Source organism: Rhizobium sp. G21 (genome assembly GCF_014158035.1).
GTDB lineage: Bacteria > Pseudomonadota > Alphaproteobacteria > Rhizobiales > Rhizobiaceae > Rhizobium_E.
Window position 1 is genome coordinate 638099 of record NZ_JACFXW010000001.1, and the last position, 17903, is coordinate 656001.

Consider the following 17903-nt stretch of genomic DNA (forward strand, 5'->3'; position numbering starts at 1 on the left):
TCGAAGGCGGCGGCGGACGCGCATCCGACGGCGCCGTCACCGTGTCGGTAACGGGCGGCGGCCAGTTCGCCGAACTTCTTCCGCCGGAGATCCGGCCTTTTTTGACCGGCGACACGCGCCTCGATCTCGACGCCTCGCGGTCGGTCGACGGGGCGATCACCATTTCCAAGAGCGCAATCGCCAATGACCGCTTCCGCATCGACGCGCAAGGCAAGCTCGATCCCAAGGGCGAGGCCGATCTTACGCTGACGCTTGTCCCCGCAGGCAACGGCTTGGCGCTGCAAATGCCGGGCGACGACGCCGTCTCGGCGACGGTGCGGAGCGCAAAGCTCGCCCTGTCCGGCCCCTATGGCGCGACGAAACTGTCGGCGGAAATCGACGCAGCGGAGATCAAGACGCCGCAGGCCGGTTTGGCCGATGCGAGGGTGACGGCTCGAAGCGACAGCCTCGATCTCGCCACGGCGTCGGGACGCATCGAATTTGCGGGCGACATCGGCGCGCTGACGATGAGCGACGCCACCGCCGCCAAGCTCTTGAACGGCCCGGCGCGCTTGTCGGGCGCAGCCGTGGTGGACGCCGGCGCCATAACAATCGAGAAATTCAGGCTGGAAGCCGCAAAAGCGTCGGTCGACCTCGCCGGCCGCTTTGACAGAACACAGGGATCGGTTACCGCGGATTTCGCCGTCGACGCCGATCTCGCCGCGATCGCTCCCCCACAGGCGCGCGCCGCGCTGGCTGGACAAACCAAACTCGCGGGCTCCGTCGTCTATTCCGCGCAAGCCGGCGTGGCGTTGGACAATCTCAAGCTCGACGCCGAGGCGCTCGATGCGACCGGCAAAGCGACATTAGGCGCGGATCAGAGCTTGACCGGCGCTTTGGATCTGGCGCTCTCCGACGCCAGCCTCTTCGACCCCAATGCCTCCGGCGCCGCCAAGGCGACGGTGACGCTCTCGGGTTCACTGAACGCGCCGAAAGCCGAGATCGTGCTGTCTTCGGATCAACTGGCTTATGCCGGACAGACGCTCGCGAAACCCGCGGCGACCGTGTCGGCTGGATTGAAAGACGGCGCTCTGGAGGCGACGGTCGACCTTGCGGCCGAGTATCGCGGTCTGCCGCTCTCGCTCACGAGCGGCGTGAGCACGGCCGACGGCGCCGTCGCCGCAAAGAACCTCACCGCCTCGCTCGGCAAATCCTCGGCGGCGGGCGATCTCACCCTCAACGCCCGCGGCGTTCCCGAAGGACAAATCGCCTTCAAGCTGGAGGACCTCGACCAACTCGCCGGTCTCGCCGGCCAGACGGCTCAAGGCGCGCTGGCGGGAACGGCCAAACTTTTCGACAACAACGGCAAGATCGGCCTCGATCTCCAGGCCTCGGGCGACAGGATCGCCGCCCAAGGCGCGGACCTCGCCTCGCCACAACTGACGTTGCGTTCGGATGATCTGCTGGCGCAAGCCGTCACGGGAGACGTCGCCGCCAAGTCCTTGACGGCGCAGGGCGCGACGGTCGTTTCGCCCAAGCTCGACCTGGCCTTTGCGGAGCAGAAGCTGCGTTTCGATCTCGCTGCAGAACTCGACAAGGCGCCGCTCGCGGCGACCGGAACCGTCGACCTCTCCACCCCGTCGCCGCGTGTGACGATGGACCGGCTGGAAGCCGCCCCGCGCGGCGTTCCCCTGAAATTCGGCGCCGGCAAGACCTTGGCGCTGACGGAAGGCGGCAGCGTCACGCTCGACGCGCTGAATATCGCGATGGGCTCCGGCGCCGTCACCGTCAGCGGATCCGCGGGGGCGGAATTGGATCTGACCCTGGACATCAAGGACCTGCCGCTCGATCTCGCCAACCGCTTCGTCGCCGATCAGGCGATCGGCGGCTTCGCGTCGGGCAAGGTCAGGATCACCGGCAAGGCCGCCGATCCCATAGCGGATTTCGATCTCAAAGCCACGGCGCTCAGCGCAAACGCGTTGGCGACCAATGGCCTGCCGCCGCTCGACGCCGATGTCAGGGGCCGCTACGCCGCCAAAATCATAGATGCGACCATCGCAACCACAATCCGCAACGAGCCGGTCACGCTGAAAGCGCGCGTCGACATCTCCACGCCCGGGATCAAGATCGACGGCCTCGACATCCGGGCCGCCGGCGCAAAGATCACTGGCTCCGTCTCGCTGGACACGGCGAACCAGCCGACCGGGACGTTCCAGTTCGACATACCGGACGCAGGCAAACTGGCGGCGCTGGCCGGCCGAAAGGCAGAGGGCGCCTATGACGGCTCGGTCCGCATTGCTCCGATCGACAAGGGTCTGTCCGTCAATGTCACGGCCAAGGGCGATGTGCGCGAGCAGCCTTTGTCGCTGTCGCTCGACCTGACGCGCCAGTCGGGCGTCATCGCGCTGCCGGCGTTCGACCTGTCGCTCGGCCCCAACAAGGCGAACGGCGCGCTGACGCTCAACCCGGACCTGCTGCCGACCGGCAAAATCAATTTCGACCTGCCCGACCTGTCGCTGCTCGCCGCCATGGGCGGGCAGACGGCGGAAGGCGCGCTCAAGGGCCAGGCCGACATCCGCGCCGAAAACGGCCGTCTCGCCGCCGACGTCACCGCCAAGGGCGTGCTGCGCGGTCAGGAGATCGACATCAATCTCAAGGGCGCCCAAACGGCTGCGGGCGGGATTTCCATCCCTTCCCTCAACGCCATGATCGGCCCCAACCGCATCGAAGGCGCGATCGAACTCGACAGCCGGTACAAGCCTGAGGGACAGGTGCTATTCACGCTGCCCGATCTCGGCCTGATCGGCGCTCTGGCGGGGCAACCCATCACCGGCGCGCTGGAAGGCGAAAGCAAGTTCGCCAGCAAGGGCGACGCGATCGAAGCCACCGTCAAGGCCCGCAGCAACAGCTTCTCGGGCTTCGGCGCCGAGATCAAGGGACTGAACGCCGATATCTCGTCGCCCGATCTGCTGCGCGGCGTCGTGACGGGCTCGGTGAAGGCCGATCGCATCGCCCAGGGGGCCAACGCCGTGGACGCGCTGGCGCTCGACTTCGACCGCCAGGGCGCCGCGACGCAATTTGCGCTGACGGCGAAACTCGATGGCGCGCCGGCCGCCGCCAAGGGCAAGCTGACGCCCGAAGGCGATGGATTGCGGCTCGATCTCCAGACGCTGTCGGCCGCCCCGCGCGGCGTGCCGGTCAAACTTACGGCGCCCGCCTCGCTCGTCATCGCCGGCGGCGCTGTCGATCTCGGCGAGATCAAACTGGCGCTGGGCGGCGGCTCCGTCACCGTCAAGGGCGCGGCGGGCGGCGAAAAACTGGCGCTCGACGCGCGCATCTCCGCTCTTCCCGCTCAGCTGGCCAACAGCTTCTCGCCGGGTCTCGGCGCGAGCGGGGCGATCAGCGGGACCGCATCCGTCGCCGGATCGCCGTCGCAGCCGAGGATCGGCTTCGACCTCGCCTGGAAGGGGGCCGAAACCAGCCAGACCCGCGCCGCCGGCCTCGGCGCCTTCGCCATCACCGCCAAAGGCGCCACCAAGGGCGATGCGCTCAGCCTCGATGTGACGGCCAATGGCGGCGGCGGGTTGAACGGCCGCGTCACGGGCTCGGTGGGACTGACCGGCGCCCGCAGCCTGGCTTTGAAGGCCCAGGGCAAGCTGCCCTTCGCGGCGCTCGGCAGCCTCACGGCGCCGCAAGGGCTTGCGCTGAAGGGCGCCGCGGATTTCCAGCTGTCGATCTCAGGCGCAGCGACCAGCCCCAACATCACCGGCCGCATCTCGACCAGCGGCGCCGAAGTCACCGTCATCCGCCAGAACTTGGTGATCAACAAAATCGCCGCCACGATCGATCTCGACGGCAAGCAGGCGCGGATCTCCAGGCTCACCGGCAACTTTGCTTCGGGCGGCTCCCTGGCGGTGGGCGGGACCATCGGCATTGCGCCGGGCTCCAATTATCCCGCCAATCTCACCATCGATCTCAACCGAGCTGTCTATACGGACGGCCGCATCGTGGCGGCGAAATTGAGCGGCAAGCTGACGCTGACCGGCCCGCTTGTCGCCGGTCCCCAGCTCGGCGGCGAAATCCGCATCGCCCGCGCCGACATCACCGTGCCGCAGAGTCTGCCGGGCTCGCTCGGCAAACTGAACATCCGCCATGTCGATCCGCCCGCCGATGTCGCGGCGCAAGCCAAGGCGATCGGCTCCAAGAAGGCGAGCGCCGATCAGGGCGACACGGGCGCCGACGACGCCGGCTTCAAGCTGAACCTGACGATTTCGGCCCCGCGCCAGATCTTCGTGCGTGGCCGCGGCCTCGACGCCGAACTCGGCGGCCGCGTGCGCGTGGCGGGCACGGCGGCCAATCCCCGTGTCATCGGCGCGTTCAATATGCGGCGCGGACGCCTGTCGATCGTCGGACGTCGGCTCGATTTCACGTCGGGCTCGATCTCGTTTACCGGCGGCATGATGCCGGCGCTGGATCTGGTGGCGACGTCGAACCTGAGTTCGACGACGGCGACCGTCAGCGTGGCCGGCCCGGCGAGCGATCCCAAAGTGACGTTCTCGTCGTCGCCTTCGCTGCCGCAGGACGAGATCCTCGCGCAGCTGATCTTTGGCCGGTCGGCTTCCAGCCTTTCGGCGGTTCAGATCGCGCAGCTGGCGGATGCGGTGGTGGCTCGCTGGCCGGCGGCCAGTCGTCGTCGCTGTTCGACAAATTGCGCCAGGGGCTGGGGTCGACGACCTCGATCTCGGCACCGACGAGAACGGCAATACGGCGCTGTCGGTCGGCAAATACATCAACAAGCGCACCTATCTGCAATTCCAGCAGGGCTCGGATTCGAGTTCGACGCGGGCGATCATCAATCTCGATGTCGGCAAGGGCGTGAAGCTCAAGGGCTCGGCGGGCGCGGATGGCTCCACCGGCGCCGGCGTGTTCTATGAAAAGGAATATTGACGATTAGAATTCGCCGTAGACCCGCTGGGTCTCCTGTGGCTGCAGGCGCTTGACGAGACCCACCGTATCGACGTCGCGGTCGAGCTGCGGCGACCAGGAGGCGGTCATCCAGCTGATCTCGTAGCCGTGGTGGCGCAGGAATTCGATCGCCTTCTCGTTCTGCGAATGCGTCTCGATCGTGGCGACCTCATAACCCTGCCCCTCGATTTCGCTTTCTAGACGGGCGAGCAGCAGTTTGCCGAAGCCTTGGGACTGCCAGATCGGATCGACCCAGAGATCGCTGATGTGATTGTCGAGCCGCTCCCGCGCCGCCCAGGCGGCTGCCTGCCCGCCCTGTTCGGCGACGTCGATGGTCAGGAAATTGTTGACGGTGAAAGCGAGGAAGGCGCGTTCGGCATTGCGGCGCAGAAGCCCGATATCGATCCAGCCGGCGACCGCGCTTTCCCAGGCGCGCATGCCGATCGCGGCCAGAGCCATCGCTTCGTCTTCCCGCGCATTCCGGATGCTGGCCATCCGTCCTCCTATCCTGTTCACCTGCAATCGAAATACGGATTCGGGCTTTGGTCAAGCAAGCGTTTGGGAAGGCTGCCCTGTTGACGCGTTTTTAAGCATGTTTTATGAAAACCGGGTCATAGGAGACTGGATGTCGAACTCGTCGGAGCTTGTCTGAACCGTCCTGCCCGGATTTTTTCCGCGCAGGAGTGAAATCACCGCCCGCCTCATCCGAGGCCCGGGCCGTTGTTTCTCGCTCGTCTCTCGAGCCTTCAGGGTTCCGACCATCATGGACATCACCCGCGCCGAACAGCGCATCCTCCACCTGCTCGCCCAGGGCGGCTTCATCGAACGCGACCGCCGCGCCAGCAAGATCTCAACCGTCCGATGCTTCACCCGCGACGGCTGGCTCTATCCCGGCCTCGACATAGACCTCTTCCGCAAATTGAAGCGGCTGAGAGCGATCTCGTCGACATCGGGACAGCCTTATCGCATCACCGAACGCGGATTGGCGCTGGTGCGGGCGCAGCTGGACAATCAGTAGGAATGGGTTGCCGCTCCGCCGCCTGTTGCTCGGGGCGGCAAAACCTTTCCTTCGTCATGCTCGCCCCTGTGGCGAGCATCTGCCCACGCCGCAACACCCGCATCCTCGCCGGCCCCACGGCAGATTCTTGGGACAAGCCCAAGGATGACCACGGCGGAGGCTACAGATCGGCGCGCTATCAAATCTTGCGCGCCTTGCGCAACTCGAAAAATTCGATCTTTCTCTTCTTCAACTCTGCCTGGAACGCATCCGACACTAACAGACTGTCCGGATACCGCCGCTCCCGCCACACATGCAGCCCTCCCAGGGCAGATGTGTCGATGGTTGCGTTAATGTGGCCTTTGTCGGCCGGAAAATATCTAAAGAACATGATTTCATGGTTCTTGGGCGATCCGAAACTTTGTCGAACATCCGATTGGTCATCGACGACGCTGTTTTGTTTTGCATGAATGTTCAGGATGAACCAGCGTCCAGGCTCTGCGCGATTGTCGATGGTGATCGGCATGAATTGGTGCGTACCGGGGTCCATCTCCTCCATGAGCGCCTGTAGCTTTTCGGAGATTATCAATGCCCCGCTCGCCGTTTTGAATATGTCCCGCAAACGCGCTTTTGGACTCTCCAGAACCAAGTGCTCTGGCGTTTCCTCCACAGTTAACAGCCGTACGCCGTTCTTGAAAACTCTCGCAACCTCGACGCGCGCATGAAGATCAGGGACCTTTGTCTCGAAATCAGTTAACGTGGCGATGATGAAATGCGGGGCTTCGGTTCCAAATCTTACAATGTAGGTCATGCATTCTCTCTGCCGCTCCAAACCATACCATCCGAATTAATAAGCACGGGCATGCGGACGCAACTAATTTCCCAACTTGGTTAAACCTCGCTCGACATACGCGCAGCTTGATCCCGAATGCGCGCTCTTCCGTCACACTCGCCCCGATGGCGAGCATCTGCCCACGTCGCGACATCCGCACCCTAACGGCCCCGCAGCAGATCCCTGGACAAGCCCCGGGGATGACGACAGCGGAGGCGACGTGACCATTGCCTATCAAATATCCCGCGCCTTCCTGAGCTCGAAAAATTCGATCTTTCTCTTCTTCAACTCAGCCTGGAACGTATCCGACACCAACAGGCTGCCCGGATATCGCCGCTCCCGCCACACATGAAGCCCTCCCAGGGAAGATGTATCTATGGTTGCGTTGATGTGGCCTTTGTAGGCCGGAAAATATCGAAAGAACATGATTTCATGGTTCTTGGGCGATCCGGAACTTTGTCGAACATCCGATTGGTCATCGACGACGCTGTTTTGTTTTGCATGAATGTTCAGTATGAACCAGCGTCCAGGCTCTGCGTGATTGTCGATGCTGATTGGCATGAATTGGTGAACACCTGGGTCCATCTCCTCCATGAGCGCCCGTAGCTTTTCGGAAATGATCAGGGCGCCATTGTGCGTTGTAAATATCTCACGCAAACGAGCGCGCGGCTTGCTCAGGACCAAGTGTTCCGGCGTTTCCTCCTGTTTCAAGAGACGGTTGCCGTTCTTGAAAACACGGGAAGTGTCCGCCCTGGAATGGATATCCGGGACTTTTTCTCGAAATCGGTCAGCCTCGCTGAAATGAAATGCGGGGCCTCGAGCGTAACTCTTACAATGTAAGTCATATATTCTCTTTGCCGCTCGAAACCATACCAACCGAATTAATAGGCATGGGCATGCGAACGCAACCAATTTCCAAAACTTGGCTAAACGTCGCTCGACATACGGGCAGCGTAAGTCCGATAACGCGCTCCTCCGTCATGCTCGCCCTTGTGGCGAGCATCTGCCCACGCCGCAACACCCGCATCCTCGCCGCACCCACGGCAGATCCTTGTGACAAGCCCAAGGATGACGGCGGAGGTGGAACCCATAAGAAAAAGCCCGCCGGAGCAGCGCTCGGCGGGCTTTGTCAAACATTATTTCGTCGGCTTACCACCACTTGGGCGCTTCGAACTTTCCGGCCGCCTGTTCGATCGCATGGGCGGTCTTGAACAGGGTTTCCTCGTCGAACGGCTTGCCGATCAGCTGCAGGCCGAGCGGCAGGCCCTTCTGGTCGAGGCCGGCGGGGACGGCGATGCCGGGGAGGCCGGCCATGTTCACCGTCACCGTGAAAATGTCGTTGAGATACATCTTGACCGGGTCGTTGGCCAGTTCCTGATCGGCGATGCCGAAGGCGGAGGATGGGGTGGCGGGGGTCAGGATCGCGTCGACGCCGGCGTTGAAGGCCAGTTCGAAATCGCGCTTGATCAGCGTCCGCACCTTCTGGGCGCGGATGTAATAGGCGTCGTAATAGCCGGCCGACAGCACATAGGTGCCGATCAGGATGCGGCGCTTGACTTCCTTGCCGAAGCCTGCGGCGCGGGTCTTCTCATACATGTCGAGAATGTCCTTGCCCTCGACGCGCAGGCCGTAGCGCACGCCGTCGTAACGGGCGAGGTTCGACGAGGCTTCAGCCGGCGCCACGATATAGTAAGCCGGCAAAGCATATTTGGTGTGCGGCAATGAGATGTCGACGATCTCGGCGCCGGCGTCCTTCAGCCAGGCGATGCCCTGCTGCCAGGCGGCGTCGATTTCCTCCGGCATGCCCTCGACGCGATATTCGCGCGGAATGCCGATCTTGACGCCCTTCATCGACTGGCCGAGCGCCGCTTCGTAATCCGGAACCGGCAGGTCGACGGAGGTCGTGTCCTTGGGGTCGACGCTCGCCATGGATTTCAACAGGATCGCGGCGTCGCGCACGTCGCGGGCGATCGGGCCGGCCTGGTCGAGCGACGAGGCGAAGGCGACGATGCCCCAGCGCGAGCAGCGGCCATAGGTTGGCTTGATGCCGACGGTGCCGGTGAAGGCGGCCGGCTGGCGGATCGAGCCGCCGGTGTCGGTGGCGGTGGCGCCGGCGCAGAGCTGGGCGGCGACGGCGGCCGCCGAGCCGCCCGAGGAGCCGCCGGGCACGAGTTCGGCGTTGGAGTTCTTCGCCTTCCAGGGGTTCTTGACCGGACCGTAATAGGAGCTTTCATTGGACGAGCCCATGGCGAATTCGTCCATGTTGAGCTTGCCCAGCATCACCGCGCCGTCGTTGAAGAGGTTCTGGGTGACGGTGGATTCATATTCCGGCTTGAAGCCGTCGAGGATATGGCTGCAGGCCTGGGTGTGCACGCCCTTGGTGGCGAACAGATCCTTGATGCCCAGCGGAATGCCTTCGAGCGCGCCGGCATTGCCGGCGGCGATGCGGGCGTCCGAAGCCTTGGCCTGCCCTCGGGCGATCTCGGGCGTGACGGTCACATAGGCGTTGATCGCGGGATTGGCCGCTTCGATCGCGCTGATATAGGCGTCGGTCAGCTCGACGGCGGAAATCTCCTTGGCGGCGAGTTTTCCGCGGGCTTCGGCAATGGTGAGGCGTGTCAAGTCGCTCATCGGTCGGTCACTTCATGTCTGGCGGGTCACCGCGCGTCAAAAGGGGAATGTCGAAAGTGGGAGGCGGATAACCGCCTCGACCTTATTCGACCACTTTCGGAACCTGGAAGAAATTGCTGTCGGTCAGAGGCGCATTGGCGACGACACGCTCGGGAATATTGCCGTCGGTCACCACATCGGCGCGCTTCTTCATCGCCATCGGCGTCACGGAGGTCATCGGCTCGACGCCGTCGACATCGACTTCCGACAGTTGTTCGACGAAGCCCAGAATGGCGTTGAGTTCGCCGGTGGTCTTCTCGGCTTCTTCCTCGGTCACGGCCAGACGCGCAAGCCGCGCCACACGCTTCACCGTCGCCACATCAACAGACATGTCCTACTCCAAATATCATTCGCCTCGCCCGCTATAAAGCCGCCCGCCACGGCGCGCAACGGCTTTTTCCCCGACGGACGAGGCGATCGACAGATCAGAAGCTCAGGACTTCGCCGACCTTGGGCGCCGCGACCTTCGTCTTGTGGCCCTCCATGCCGGCCACGAATTTTTCGGCCGTCGGATCGAGCAGGCCAAAGGTGGCGTAGTGGCAGGGAATGGCGGTTTCGAACGAGAAGAAACGCTGGCAGGCGAGTGCGGCCACCGCCCCGCCCATGGTGAAGCGATCGCCGATCGGCACGAGTCCGATCTGCGGCTGGTGTAACTCATTGATCAGCGCCATGTCGGAGAAGATGTCGGTGTCGCCCATGGCGAGCACCGAGGCCTCGTCGTCGAAATGCAGCATCAGGCCATTGGCGTTGCCGAGCGCGTGCGAGACGCCGTCTTCGGTGACGTGGGCGGAGGAATGCAGCGCATTGGTGAAGGTGGCGGAAAAACCGTTGAAGGCGATGGTGCCGCCGGTATTGCCCTGCTCGACCTTCTGGACGCCGCGATGGCCGAGCCAAGCGGCGAGATCGGCGTTGGCCAGCACTGTCGCGTCGAGTTCGCCGGCCAGCGCGATCGTGTCGCCGACATGGTCCATATGGCCATGGGTGAGCAGGATATGGGTGACGCCCTTGGCGGCATCCTTGAGATCCTGGCCGGCAAAGGCCGGATTGTGGCTGAGGAACGGATCGATCAGGATCGTGGCGGACGCCGTTTCAAGGCGGAAGGCGGCATGGCCAAGCCAGGTGAGTTTCATATGTCGACCTTTCTGAAAAATGACTCGCAAACTGTTACGCAAGACAAGCGCAAAGGTTCGTCAGCCGTGTGAAGCTCTGGCTTTTTTATGTGGATGGCGCTAGTCCGGCAAGATGAGCATTTTGAGCATCGAAGACCTGTCCACCTTTCTGACGCCCGGCGAAATCGTCGCGGGGCTCGATCTCGGCACGACCACCATTGGACTTTCGGTGTCCGACAAGGGCCGCAGCTTCGCCAATCCCAGGCCGGTGATCAATCGCAAGAAGTTCACGATCGACGCCCAGGTGCTGCTGGCCTTCGCCGAGAAGGAACAGGTGAAGGCCTTCGTGATCGGCCTGCCGATCAATATGGACGGCAGCTCCGGCCCCCGCGCCCAGGCGACGCGCGCCTTCGTGCGCACCATGGGCGACAAGACCGACATCCCCTTCACCTTCTGGGACGAACGGCTGTCGACGGTGGCCGCCGAACGGGCTTTGCTGGAAATGGACGTGTCGCGCAAGAAGCGGGCGGAGCGGATCGATTCCGCCGCCGCGACCTTCATTCTTCAGGGCGCTCTCGACAGATTGTCGTCGATCGAGAGAGAGCCGCCTCGGGCGATTGACCCTCCCCTTTCCAGCGCCTGTAGGCCGCGGCGATCTTCTTGCGGCGGCGGAAGGCCAGGATGGAAAACAGCGCCAGGCTGTCGATGATCACCGCCTTCAAAACCAGCGGCGGGATATCCTCGGGCGGAATGCCGAGCGTCTGGCCATAAATCTCGAAGACGAGGTCATGAAGTTGCCGCGTCAGGATCAGATAACCGAAATTGATGTCGTAATAGGACAGCCAGTACCAGGAGCCGAGCAGCGTCAGCGGCAGGGCCCAGAGGATCAGGATCCATTTCATCGTGCCGCCTCCAATCGTGGAAAGCGCGCCGCGAGCGCTGCGCCGAATATCCGATCGAACAGTCCCAACACGGAGATTCCGATCAGCGGCGCGGTCAGATCCTGCGCGATCAAGCACAGCACGCTTCCGATGGCGATGGCCGTTCCGATGTTCCGAGCGCGTCTACGCATGACACTCACGCCTGTTAACCCTGTCCCGACTGTCACAGGTTAATATTTGAGGCGCAACGTAAACCATTTGTTAAGGTTAATTTCGGCCCGTCCGCTTGTGGACGACGCCCCGATCCGGGGTCACGGATAGACGCCGCGCACCAGCTTCTGCACCGCCTGCTCCACCTTCTTCCAGTCCTTCTCGGTTTTAAGAACCGTCGAGCCGAAGCGCCCGCCGGCTTCGGCGGACAATACGATCTGCTGCACCGCGCCGAGCAGAATCACGTTCATCAGGCCGGTGTCGACGCCCTTGGGCGGCGCCATGCCTGCCCTCACCCGGGCGATCCAGTCGCCCAGCGCGCGGGCCCGGGCGTCGGCCAGCTTGCGCACCTGCGGGCTGTTTTCGGACATTTCCCAAGCGATGATCCTCTTCATCAACGGATCGCTGCGCAGCGCTTCCATGAACAAGAGCAGCAGGCGCTCGACGAGGTCGCCATAGGTCAGCAGAAACCCGCCGCCGCCATTGTCGGGCATCTTCTCCTCGACCCAGCCGGCGAGCTCGCGGCCGATCGCCTCCACAAGTCCGTCCATGCCGCCGTAATAGCGATAGATCAGCTGCTTGTCGCAACCGGCGCGGCGCGCCACCGCGTTGACGCCGAATTTCTGGAAACCGCCCTCGGCGAGCAGTTCGGAGGCGGCTTTCAGGATCCGCGCGGTCGTCGCCGCCCTGTCCCGCATGGGAAGCTCGCCGCCACCCATCATTTCCGTCCTATCCAGCATGACACCCCCGAAAACGCGTTGGTCTTCCGGTGATAGCGAGGCGCCGTGACGGAGGCAAATTGGTTAACGAAAGTTTCAGGGGATAAGTCACCCGACGGTGATGGCGGGATTTGGGGCGCGCCTGCGCGCCCACCTGGCCGCGTCGCCATGCGGCGAGAGCGGATTTTGCTTGCGTCGGCTCATACAGCCGCCCGCGCCGCGACCTCCATCTTGGGTTTGGGCGCGGTCAGAAGCTTGATCGGCACGAGCGGGCTGGCCTCGGAATTCGGCTTTTCCACCTTGTTCCAGCGCACCAGCTCCATCGAGCCGTCGAAATTCTCGATGATGGCCGTGCAGCTTTCGACCCAGTCGCCGGTGTTGATGTATTTGACGCCGCCGATATTCTCGATCACCGCGTGGTGGATATGGCCGCAGATGACGCCGTCGACCTGATTGCGGCGAGCCTCTTCGGCGACGACATTCTGGAACTCTCCGATGAAATTGACGGCGCGTTTGACCTGCAGCTTGGCCCAGGCGGAAAAAGACCAGTAAGGCAGGCCCAGGCGCCGGCGCACCTTGGCGATCAACACATTGAGCGCGATCGCCATGTCATAGGCCCAGTCGCCGAGATGGGCGATGAATTTGGCGTTGCGCACCACCACGTCGAATTCGTCGCCATGCAGAACGAGATAGCGCTTGCCGTCGGCGGCTTCGTGGATAATGCTCTTCTCCACCTCGATGCCGCCGAAATGGATGCCGGGATAATCGCGCATGAAGGAGTCGTGATTGCCGGGGATGTAGACGATGCGGGTTCCCTTGCGGGCCTTGCGCAGCAGTTTCTGGACGACGTCGTTGCAATTCTGCGGCCAGTGCCAGTTGCGCTTCAGCCGCCAGCCATCGACGATGTCGCCGACGAGCACGATTGTCTGGGCGTCGTGGACACGCAGGAAGTCGAGAAGAAAATCCGCCTTGGCGGCTTTGGAGCCGAGATGGATATCGGAGACGAACAGGGTGCGCACACGGCGGGTATTCAGACTATCTGCATCTTGGGACATGACATCGCCTCACGATTTTTACGTGTCCTTGGAAAAGCAGACTCCTGTTTCACCAATGTGACAAGCGGCATGACGGGCCGCGCCGTTAAGCGCGGATTCATGTTTTTCTAGGAATGATCCGATTTTGGGACATGAAATCCACAAAAGAAGGCTCCACGCGCGGTCATGACAAATCGACTGATCCTGCCTGTCATGCTGGCCGGCCTCGCGCTCCCCGGCGTGGCCGCGGCCTCGGAGATTTGCGACCGGCTGCGCTTCGATCTCGCCACGCTGACGACGCGCGAAAGCCCGATCGCACAAGGCTTGAAATACGCCCGCGCGATCAACGACCAGAAATCATCCCTGCGCGAACTGAATGTCGCCCTGAAGGAAAAGGGCTGCTCATCGGGAAGCATCCTCGCCGTCGGCGCCGACACCGACGCGGCCTGTTCCGACCTCGAGGACAAGCAGGCGCGCATGCGGCGCAATCTGTCCATTCTGGAACGAAAGCGCCTCTCGTTGCTGTCGACTGCGGACGATCAGGCGCGGCAACGGCGCCGGCTCCAGCAGGAGCTCGACGCGCAGGCCTGCACGGCCGCGCCGCAACTCGTCAGCGCGCCGGGCGTGACCGAAACGCCCTTGGTGCGGGATGCGCCCGGCGGCATGGAAATCATCCGCGCGCCCGAGATGGAAGACGGGCCCGCCAGCCACGGTTTCGTCGACCTCGGCGGCGCAGGCGCCAATGGCGGCTTGGTGACGATGTGCGTGCGCACCTGCGACGGCGCCTACTTCCCGATTTCGTCGCGCGCCTCCAGCTTCAATTTTCGCCGCGACGCCCAGGTCTGTTCGATGATGTGTCCGGGCCATGAGACGGAGCTGTTCTATCACAGCATCATGAGCGAAAGCACGGAGATGCGCTCGTCGACATCGGGGCAGGCCTATGCGGCGCAATCCTATGCCTGGCGCTTTCGCACCCAGGGGAAAGACGCGCAATGCGGCTGCAATTTTTCGCTCTACTACAGTGAAATGCTGCGGCGTGAGGCTGTGGTGTCCGGCAAGGCGCAGCCGAAGAAACCGGCGGGGTCGATCGTCTGGGTCAAGCCGCAATTGCGGGGCGGACTGCCCGAGGCCGCGACCGAGAACGCCGCCGTGGCCGAACGGCCCTATCAGCCCGATCCGAAGATCCGCGTCATCGGCCCGATATTCCTGCCGGACGACCATGCGATCGATTTCCGCAAGCCGGTCGCGAGCGAAAAAGACGCCGGATAACGCCGTCGGTCAAGGTTCTATCCAGCTTGCTCCTCCACTACAGTCGCGACAGAGAATCGCTGGGGCGGAACGGGCATGAATCATCAGGTCATCATTCATTGGGGAATTTCGAGCTTTTTCGGCTGGGGCGTCTACGGCCTCAACCTCGCGCTGAATTGGGCGGGGATTCCGGCATCGAAGCCCGCACGTCCTTCCCCTACAATCCCGACCAGGTGGTGGTCGATCCGCTGCGCCGGCTGGCGCTGCGGGGTTTCGAATATAATTCCCGCCAGTTCGTGTCGCAGTTGAAGCCTTTCGAAGGCAAGGCGGCGAATGTCGAGGCGACGCTGCTTTCGGCGCTCGGCAACGACTTCTCGATGAGCAAGGGGCCGCACAACACCGAGATTCACGGCAAGCCGACCATCGGCGTGGTGTTCTTCGAGATCCCGCAACTGTCCGCCGAGACGCTGGCCCGGGCCCAGCGCTTTCCGCTGATCGTCTGCGGCTCGACCTGGAACGAAGACATCCTGCGGGCCTACGGGCTGACCAATGTCACCACGGTGATCCAGGGCATCGACCCCACGCTCTTCCATCCGGCCCAGCGCCAGGGCGTGCTGTCGGATCGGTTCATGGTGTTCTCCGGCGGAAAGCTGGAACTGCGCAAGGGCCAGGATCTGGTGATGGCGGGATTTGCCCGTTTCGCCAAGCGCCATCCCGAAGCCCTGCTGGTCAGCGCCTGGCATAGCCCCTGGCCGCAATTCGCCCGCACGCTCGATCGCTCCGGCAAGGCCGCGCCCCTGCCCTTCGGCGCCGACAACAAGCCCGATCTCGCCGCCTGGGCCCGCGCCAACGGGCTTGCGGAAACGCAGTTCCTCGATCTCGGCGCCGTTCCCAACGCTTTGATGCCGCCGATCCTGCGCGAAATGGATGTGGCGCTGTTCCCCAACCGCTCCGAAGGCGGCACAAATCTGGTGGCGATGGAAGCGATGGCCTGCGGCGTGCCGACCATCCTGTCGGCCAATACAGGTCATCTCGACCTGATCGACGGCAAGAACTGCTATGCGCTGGAAACGCAAGCAGGCGTTTCGGGCGAAGGCGCGGGCGTCGGCTCGGTCTCCGGCTGGGGCGAAAGCAGCGTCGACGAAATCGAGGATACGCTGGAGCGCGCCTGGCGCGACCGCAACGACGCGCGTCGCCGCGGCGAGCGCGGCGCGGCCAAGCTCGGCGGCTATTCCTGGTCGCGAACGGCAGAGCAGATGCGCAAGATCGTGCTCGCCAACCTGGCCTGAGGCGCAAGCGTGATGGACATCGCGGTCTATGGCGGCCTGTTCTTCGCCGCCTTCGGCGCCGCGTCGATCCTTCCCATGCAATCGGAAGCCCTGCTGGCGGGGCTGCTGATCGCCGGCGACCATTCCATTCCGCTGCTGATCGCGGCGGCCAGCCTCGGCAATATCATCGGATCCGTCATCAATTGGGCGCTCGGCCGCAGCATCGAACGCTTCGGAGGTCGCCGCTGGTTTCCGGCCAGTCCGGCGCAACTCGACCGCGCCTCGCGCTGGTATCAGAAATACGGGCGCTACAGCCTGCTGCTGAGCTGGGCGCCGATCATCGGCGACCCGATCACCCTGATCGCCGGCGTGCTGCGCGAACCTCTCCTGCCCTTCGTGATCCTGGTGTCGATCGCCAAGATCGGTCGCTATATGGTGGTGGCGGCGGTGGCGCTCAATTGGGCCTGAGCATTGCTTCAGCGCGGGCTGCGGCCCGGGCGATCACTGGCTGATAGGTCTCGCCCGCCGACTGACGCTCGAGCCGCATCGTCGGATACCAGGGCGTCGCATCGCCCGAGGTCTGCCAGCGCCAGTCCGGGACGGCGCGCAACAGCGCGATCGTGGGTCGGCCGAGCGCGCCGGCGAGATGCAGCGGCGCGGTGCAGACCGAGACGACGAGGTCGAGATTGGTCATGATCGCCGCCGTATCGACAAAAGCGTCCGGACCCGAATCCGCATCGGGACCGGGATGCTCCAGAAGATAACTCACGCCCCTGACGCGCCAGCCGGTTCCGAAACCGGTCGGCTCGAGCTCGTCGCGATCGAGCTTCTGCAGAGCGATCAGCCTGGCGTCGGGGATCGCCGCGAACGGAGCCAGTTCCTCGGGCGACGAAAGGCTCCTGCCCTTCTCGGCCGGCGAATTGGGATTGCCTTTCCAGACCAGGCCGATCATCCGGCGTCCGTCGTCACCGAGACGGCTCTTCCAGGCCGACACTGCCTCGACCGGCGCGGTGAGATGGGCGGACATCGAAGGAACCGCCCCCAGCGTCAGCTTCAGCCGGTGTGGCAGGCTGAGCAGCGCCGTGTGAAAATCGCCGTCCGATGCGCCATGGGTCCCCGTCACCTTGACCGGGAACGGCAGCGACGACATCAGCGCGGCCAGCTTTTCCGGCACGTGGAACACGATGTCGCCACCCAGTGACGCAACCAATCCCAACAGGCGCGCGAACTGGATCGTGTCGCCGAGCCCCTGCTCGCCATGCACGATGAGGCGTTTTCCCGCGAGCGGCTCGCCCTGCCACTCCGGAATGTTGCGATAGCTCGGGCGCTCCTTGAAATCGGAGGTCTGCCAGCGCCATTCATATTCGCGGAAGCCGTTGGCGAAATCGCCCAGCCGCATCAGCGCGAGGCCGAGATTGTAGTGGCCTTCGGCGGCATCGGGCCAAAGCGCGGTTGCGCGGCGCAGAAGCGCGATCCCCTCATGCGAACTGCCGCTGTCGACGAGGAGATTGCCCAGATTGTGCAATGCGACCTTGTGAGCCGGCTCCAGCTCGAGAGTCCGACGATAGACGTCTTCCGCCTCGTCGAGCTCGCCATTCTTGGCGAGAGCGATCGCGAGGTTGCAGAGGGTCTGCGCGGTAGCCGGCGCAAGCCGCATCGCATTGCGATAGGAAGAGATCGCCTCCTCGAAGCGTCCGGCGTCGGTCAGCGCGTTGCCGCGATTGAACCAGAACTCCGGACGCGCCGGCTGCATCGCGGCGAGATCGTCGAAGATCTGCAGGGCCTGGTCGAGGCGACCCGATTGCCTCAGGGCCGAAGCCATCAGCGACTGGGCGTCAAAATGACCGCGATTCCAGGCGAGGACTTCGCGATAGATGGCGATGGCTCCGGCATAATCCTTGCGCTTGTGGAGGTCCACGGCGCGGGCGAGCCGCGCCTGCACGTCCTGCTCGTTCATGGTTTGCCGCGGTTGCGCCGTCATCCTCGCCTCC

General features: G+C 63.6%; 16 protein-coding genes and 2 pseudogenes. 7 read left to right on the forward strand and 11 right to left on the reverse strand.

The window, feature by feature from the left end; translation table 11 throughout:
- Nucleotides 1-2684 precede the first annotated feature (2684 nt).
- Nucleotides 2685-4580 (forward strand): annotated as a pseudogene (locus tag H2O14_RS29215) (translocation/assembly module TamB domain-containing protein); the annotation flags it as partial.
- Nucleotides 4581-4635: 55 nt separating this feature from the next.
- On the forward strand, nucleotides 4636-4926 hold the full coding sequence (locus tag H2O14_RS29220; protein ID WP_409526896.1) for a translocation/assembly module TamB domain-containing protein: 291 nt from the start codon (nucleotides 4636-4638) through the stop codon (nucleotides 4924-4926).
- Nucleotides 4927-4929: 3 nt separating this feature from the next.
- On the opposite strand, the gene H2O14_RS03290 is transcribed toward H2O14_RS29220, so the two are convergent.
- Entirely contained in the window at nucleotides 4930-5439 is a 510-nt protein-coding gene (locus tag H2O14_RS03290) for a GNAT family N-acetyltransferase (protein WP_182826497.1), read from the reverse strand.
- A gap of 268 nt (nucleotides 5440-5707) precedes the next feature.
- Between H2O14_RS03290 and H2O14_RS03295 the strand changes: the two genes are divergently transcribed.
- On the forward strand, nucleotides 5708-5962 hold the full coding sequence (locus H2O14_RS03295; protein ID WP_182826498.1) for a YjhX family toxin: 255 nt from the start codon (nucleotides 5708-5710) through the stop codon (nucleotides 5960-5962).
- A gap of 178 nt (nucleotides 5963-6140) precedes the next feature.
- Here H2O14_RS03295 and H2O14_RS03300 read toward each other — a convergent pair whose 3' ends face one another.
- The 5 genes from H2O14_RS03300 to H2O14_RS03320 all read right to left on the reverse strand — a co-directional run bounded on the left by H2O14_RS03300 (nucleotide 6141) and on the right by H2O14_RS03320 (nucleotide 10573).
- The gene (locus H2O14_RS03300; RefSeq protein ID WP_182826499.1) at nucleotides 6141-6752 is read right to left on the reverse strand and encodes an imm11 family protein; all 612 of its coding nucleotides are present in this window, start codon (nucleotides 6750-6752) and stop codon (nucleotides 6141-6143) included.
- Between the two features lie 255 nt (nucleotides 6753-7007).
- A complete protein-coding gene (locus tag H2O14_RS03305) occupies nucleotides 7008-7685 on the reverse strand; it encodes an imm11 family protein (RefSeq protein WP_409526897.1) in 678 nt (225 codons plus the stop codon).
- Nucleotides 7686-7922: 237 nt separating this feature from the next.
- Nucleotides 7923-9404, reverse strand: a complete 1482-nt coding sequence (gatA, locus tag H2O14_RS03310; protein ID WP_182826501.1) for an Asp-tRNA(Asn)/Glu-tRNA(Gln) amidotransferase subunit GatA — start codon at nucleotides 9402-9404, stop codon at nucleotides 7923-7925.
- A gap of 82 nt (nucleotides 9405-9486) precedes the next feature.
- The gene (gene gatC, locus H2O14_RS03315; protein ID WP_137153533.1) at nucleotides 9487-9774 is read right to left on the reverse strand and encodes an Asp-tRNA(Asn)/Glu-tRNA(Gln) amidotransferase subunit GatC; all 288 of its coding nucleotides are present in this window, start codon (nucleotides 9772-9774) and stop codon (nucleotides 9487-9489) included.
- Between the two features lie 94 nt (nucleotides 9775-9868).
- Nucleotides 9869-10573: a metal-dependent hydrolase gene (locus H2O14_RS03320; RefSeq protein WP_182826502.1), complete on the reverse strand. Its 705-nt coding sequence runs from the start codon at nucleotides 10571-10573 to the stop codon at nucleotides 9869-9871.
- 112 nt (nucleotides 10574-10685) lie between these two features.
- On the opposite strand from H2O14_RS03320, the pseudogene ruvX reads away from it, so the two are divergent.
- A pseudogene (gene ruvX, locus H2O14_RS03325) lies at nucleotides 10686-11153 on the forward strand (Holliday junction resolvase RuvX); the annotation flags it as partial.
- On the opposite strand, the gene H2O14_RS27045 reads toward ruvX, so the two are convergent.
- From H2O14_RS27045 to H2O14_RS03340, 4 genes are all read right to left on the reverse strand, one after another.
- Nucleotides 11110-11454 (reverse strand): DUF6105 family protein, encoded by a 345-nt coding sequence (locus H2O14_RS27045; protein ID WP_246697278.1) that lies wholly within the window; start codon nucleotides 11452-11454, stop codon nucleotides 11110-11112. The pseudogene ruvX and the gene H2O14_RS27045 sit on opposite strands and share 44 nt — an antisense overlap.
- The gene (locus H2O14_RS03330) at nucleotides 11451-11624 is read right to left on the reverse strand and encodes a hypothetical protein (RefSeq protein WP_182826504.1); all 174 of its coding nucleotides are present in this window, start codon (nucleotides 11622-11624) and stop codon (nucleotides 11451-11453) included. Before H2O14_RS03330 ends, H2O14_RS27045 begins: the two co-directional genes overlap by 4 nt.
- A 120-nt stretch (nucleotides 11625-11744) precedes the next feature.
- A complete protein-coding gene (locus H2O14_RS03335; protein WP_182826505.1) occupies nucleotides 11745-12383 on the reverse strand; it encodes a TetR/AcrR family transcriptional regulator in 639 nt (212 codons plus the stop codon).
- Nucleotides 12384-12562: 179 nt separating this feature from the next.
- Nucleotides 12563-13417, reverse strand: coding sequence for a UDP-2,3-diacylglucosamine diphosphatase (locus H2O14_RS03340; protein ID WP_182826506.1), 855 nt, complete (start codon nucleotides 13415-13417; stop codon nucleotides 12563-12565).
- A 165-nt stretch (nucleotides 13418-13582) separates the two neighbouring features.
- Between H2O14_RS03340 and H2O14_RS03345 the strand changes: the two genes are divergently transcribed.
- From H2O14_RS03345 to H2O14_RS03355, 3 genes are all read left to right on the forward strand, one after another.
- The gene (locus tag H2O14_RS03345) at nucleotides 13583-14665 is read left to right on the forward strand and encodes a DUF2865 domain-containing protein (protein ID WP_182826507.1); all 1083 of its coding nucleotides are present in this window, start codon (nucleotides 13583-13585) and stop codon (nucleotides 14663-14665) included.
- A gap of 155 nt (nucleotides 14666-14820) precedes the next feature.
- On the forward strand, nucleotides 14821-15933 hold the full coding sequence (locus H2O14_RS03350) for a glycosyltransferase family 4 protein (protein WP_182826508.1): 1113 nt from the start codon (nucleotides 14821-14823) through the stop codon (nucleotides 15931-15933).
- Between the two features lie 9 nt (nucleotides 15934-15942).
- Entirely contained in the window at nucleotides 15943-16380 is a 438-nt protein-coding gene (locus tag H2O14_RS03355; RefSeq protein ID WP_182826509.1) for a YqaA family protein, read from the forward strand.
- On the opposite strand, the gene H2O14_RS03360 is transcribed toward H2O14_RS03355, so the two are convergent.
- Nucleotides 16367-17893, reverse strand: a complete 1527-nt coding sequence (locus tag H2O14_RS03360) for a tetratricopeptide repeat protein (RefSeq protein WP_182826510.1) — start codon at nucleotides 17891-17893, stop codon at nucleotides 16367-16369. The genes H2O14_RS03355 and H2O14_RS03360 overlap by 14 nt on opposite strands.
- Nucleotides 17894-17903 lie beyond the last annotated feature (10 nt).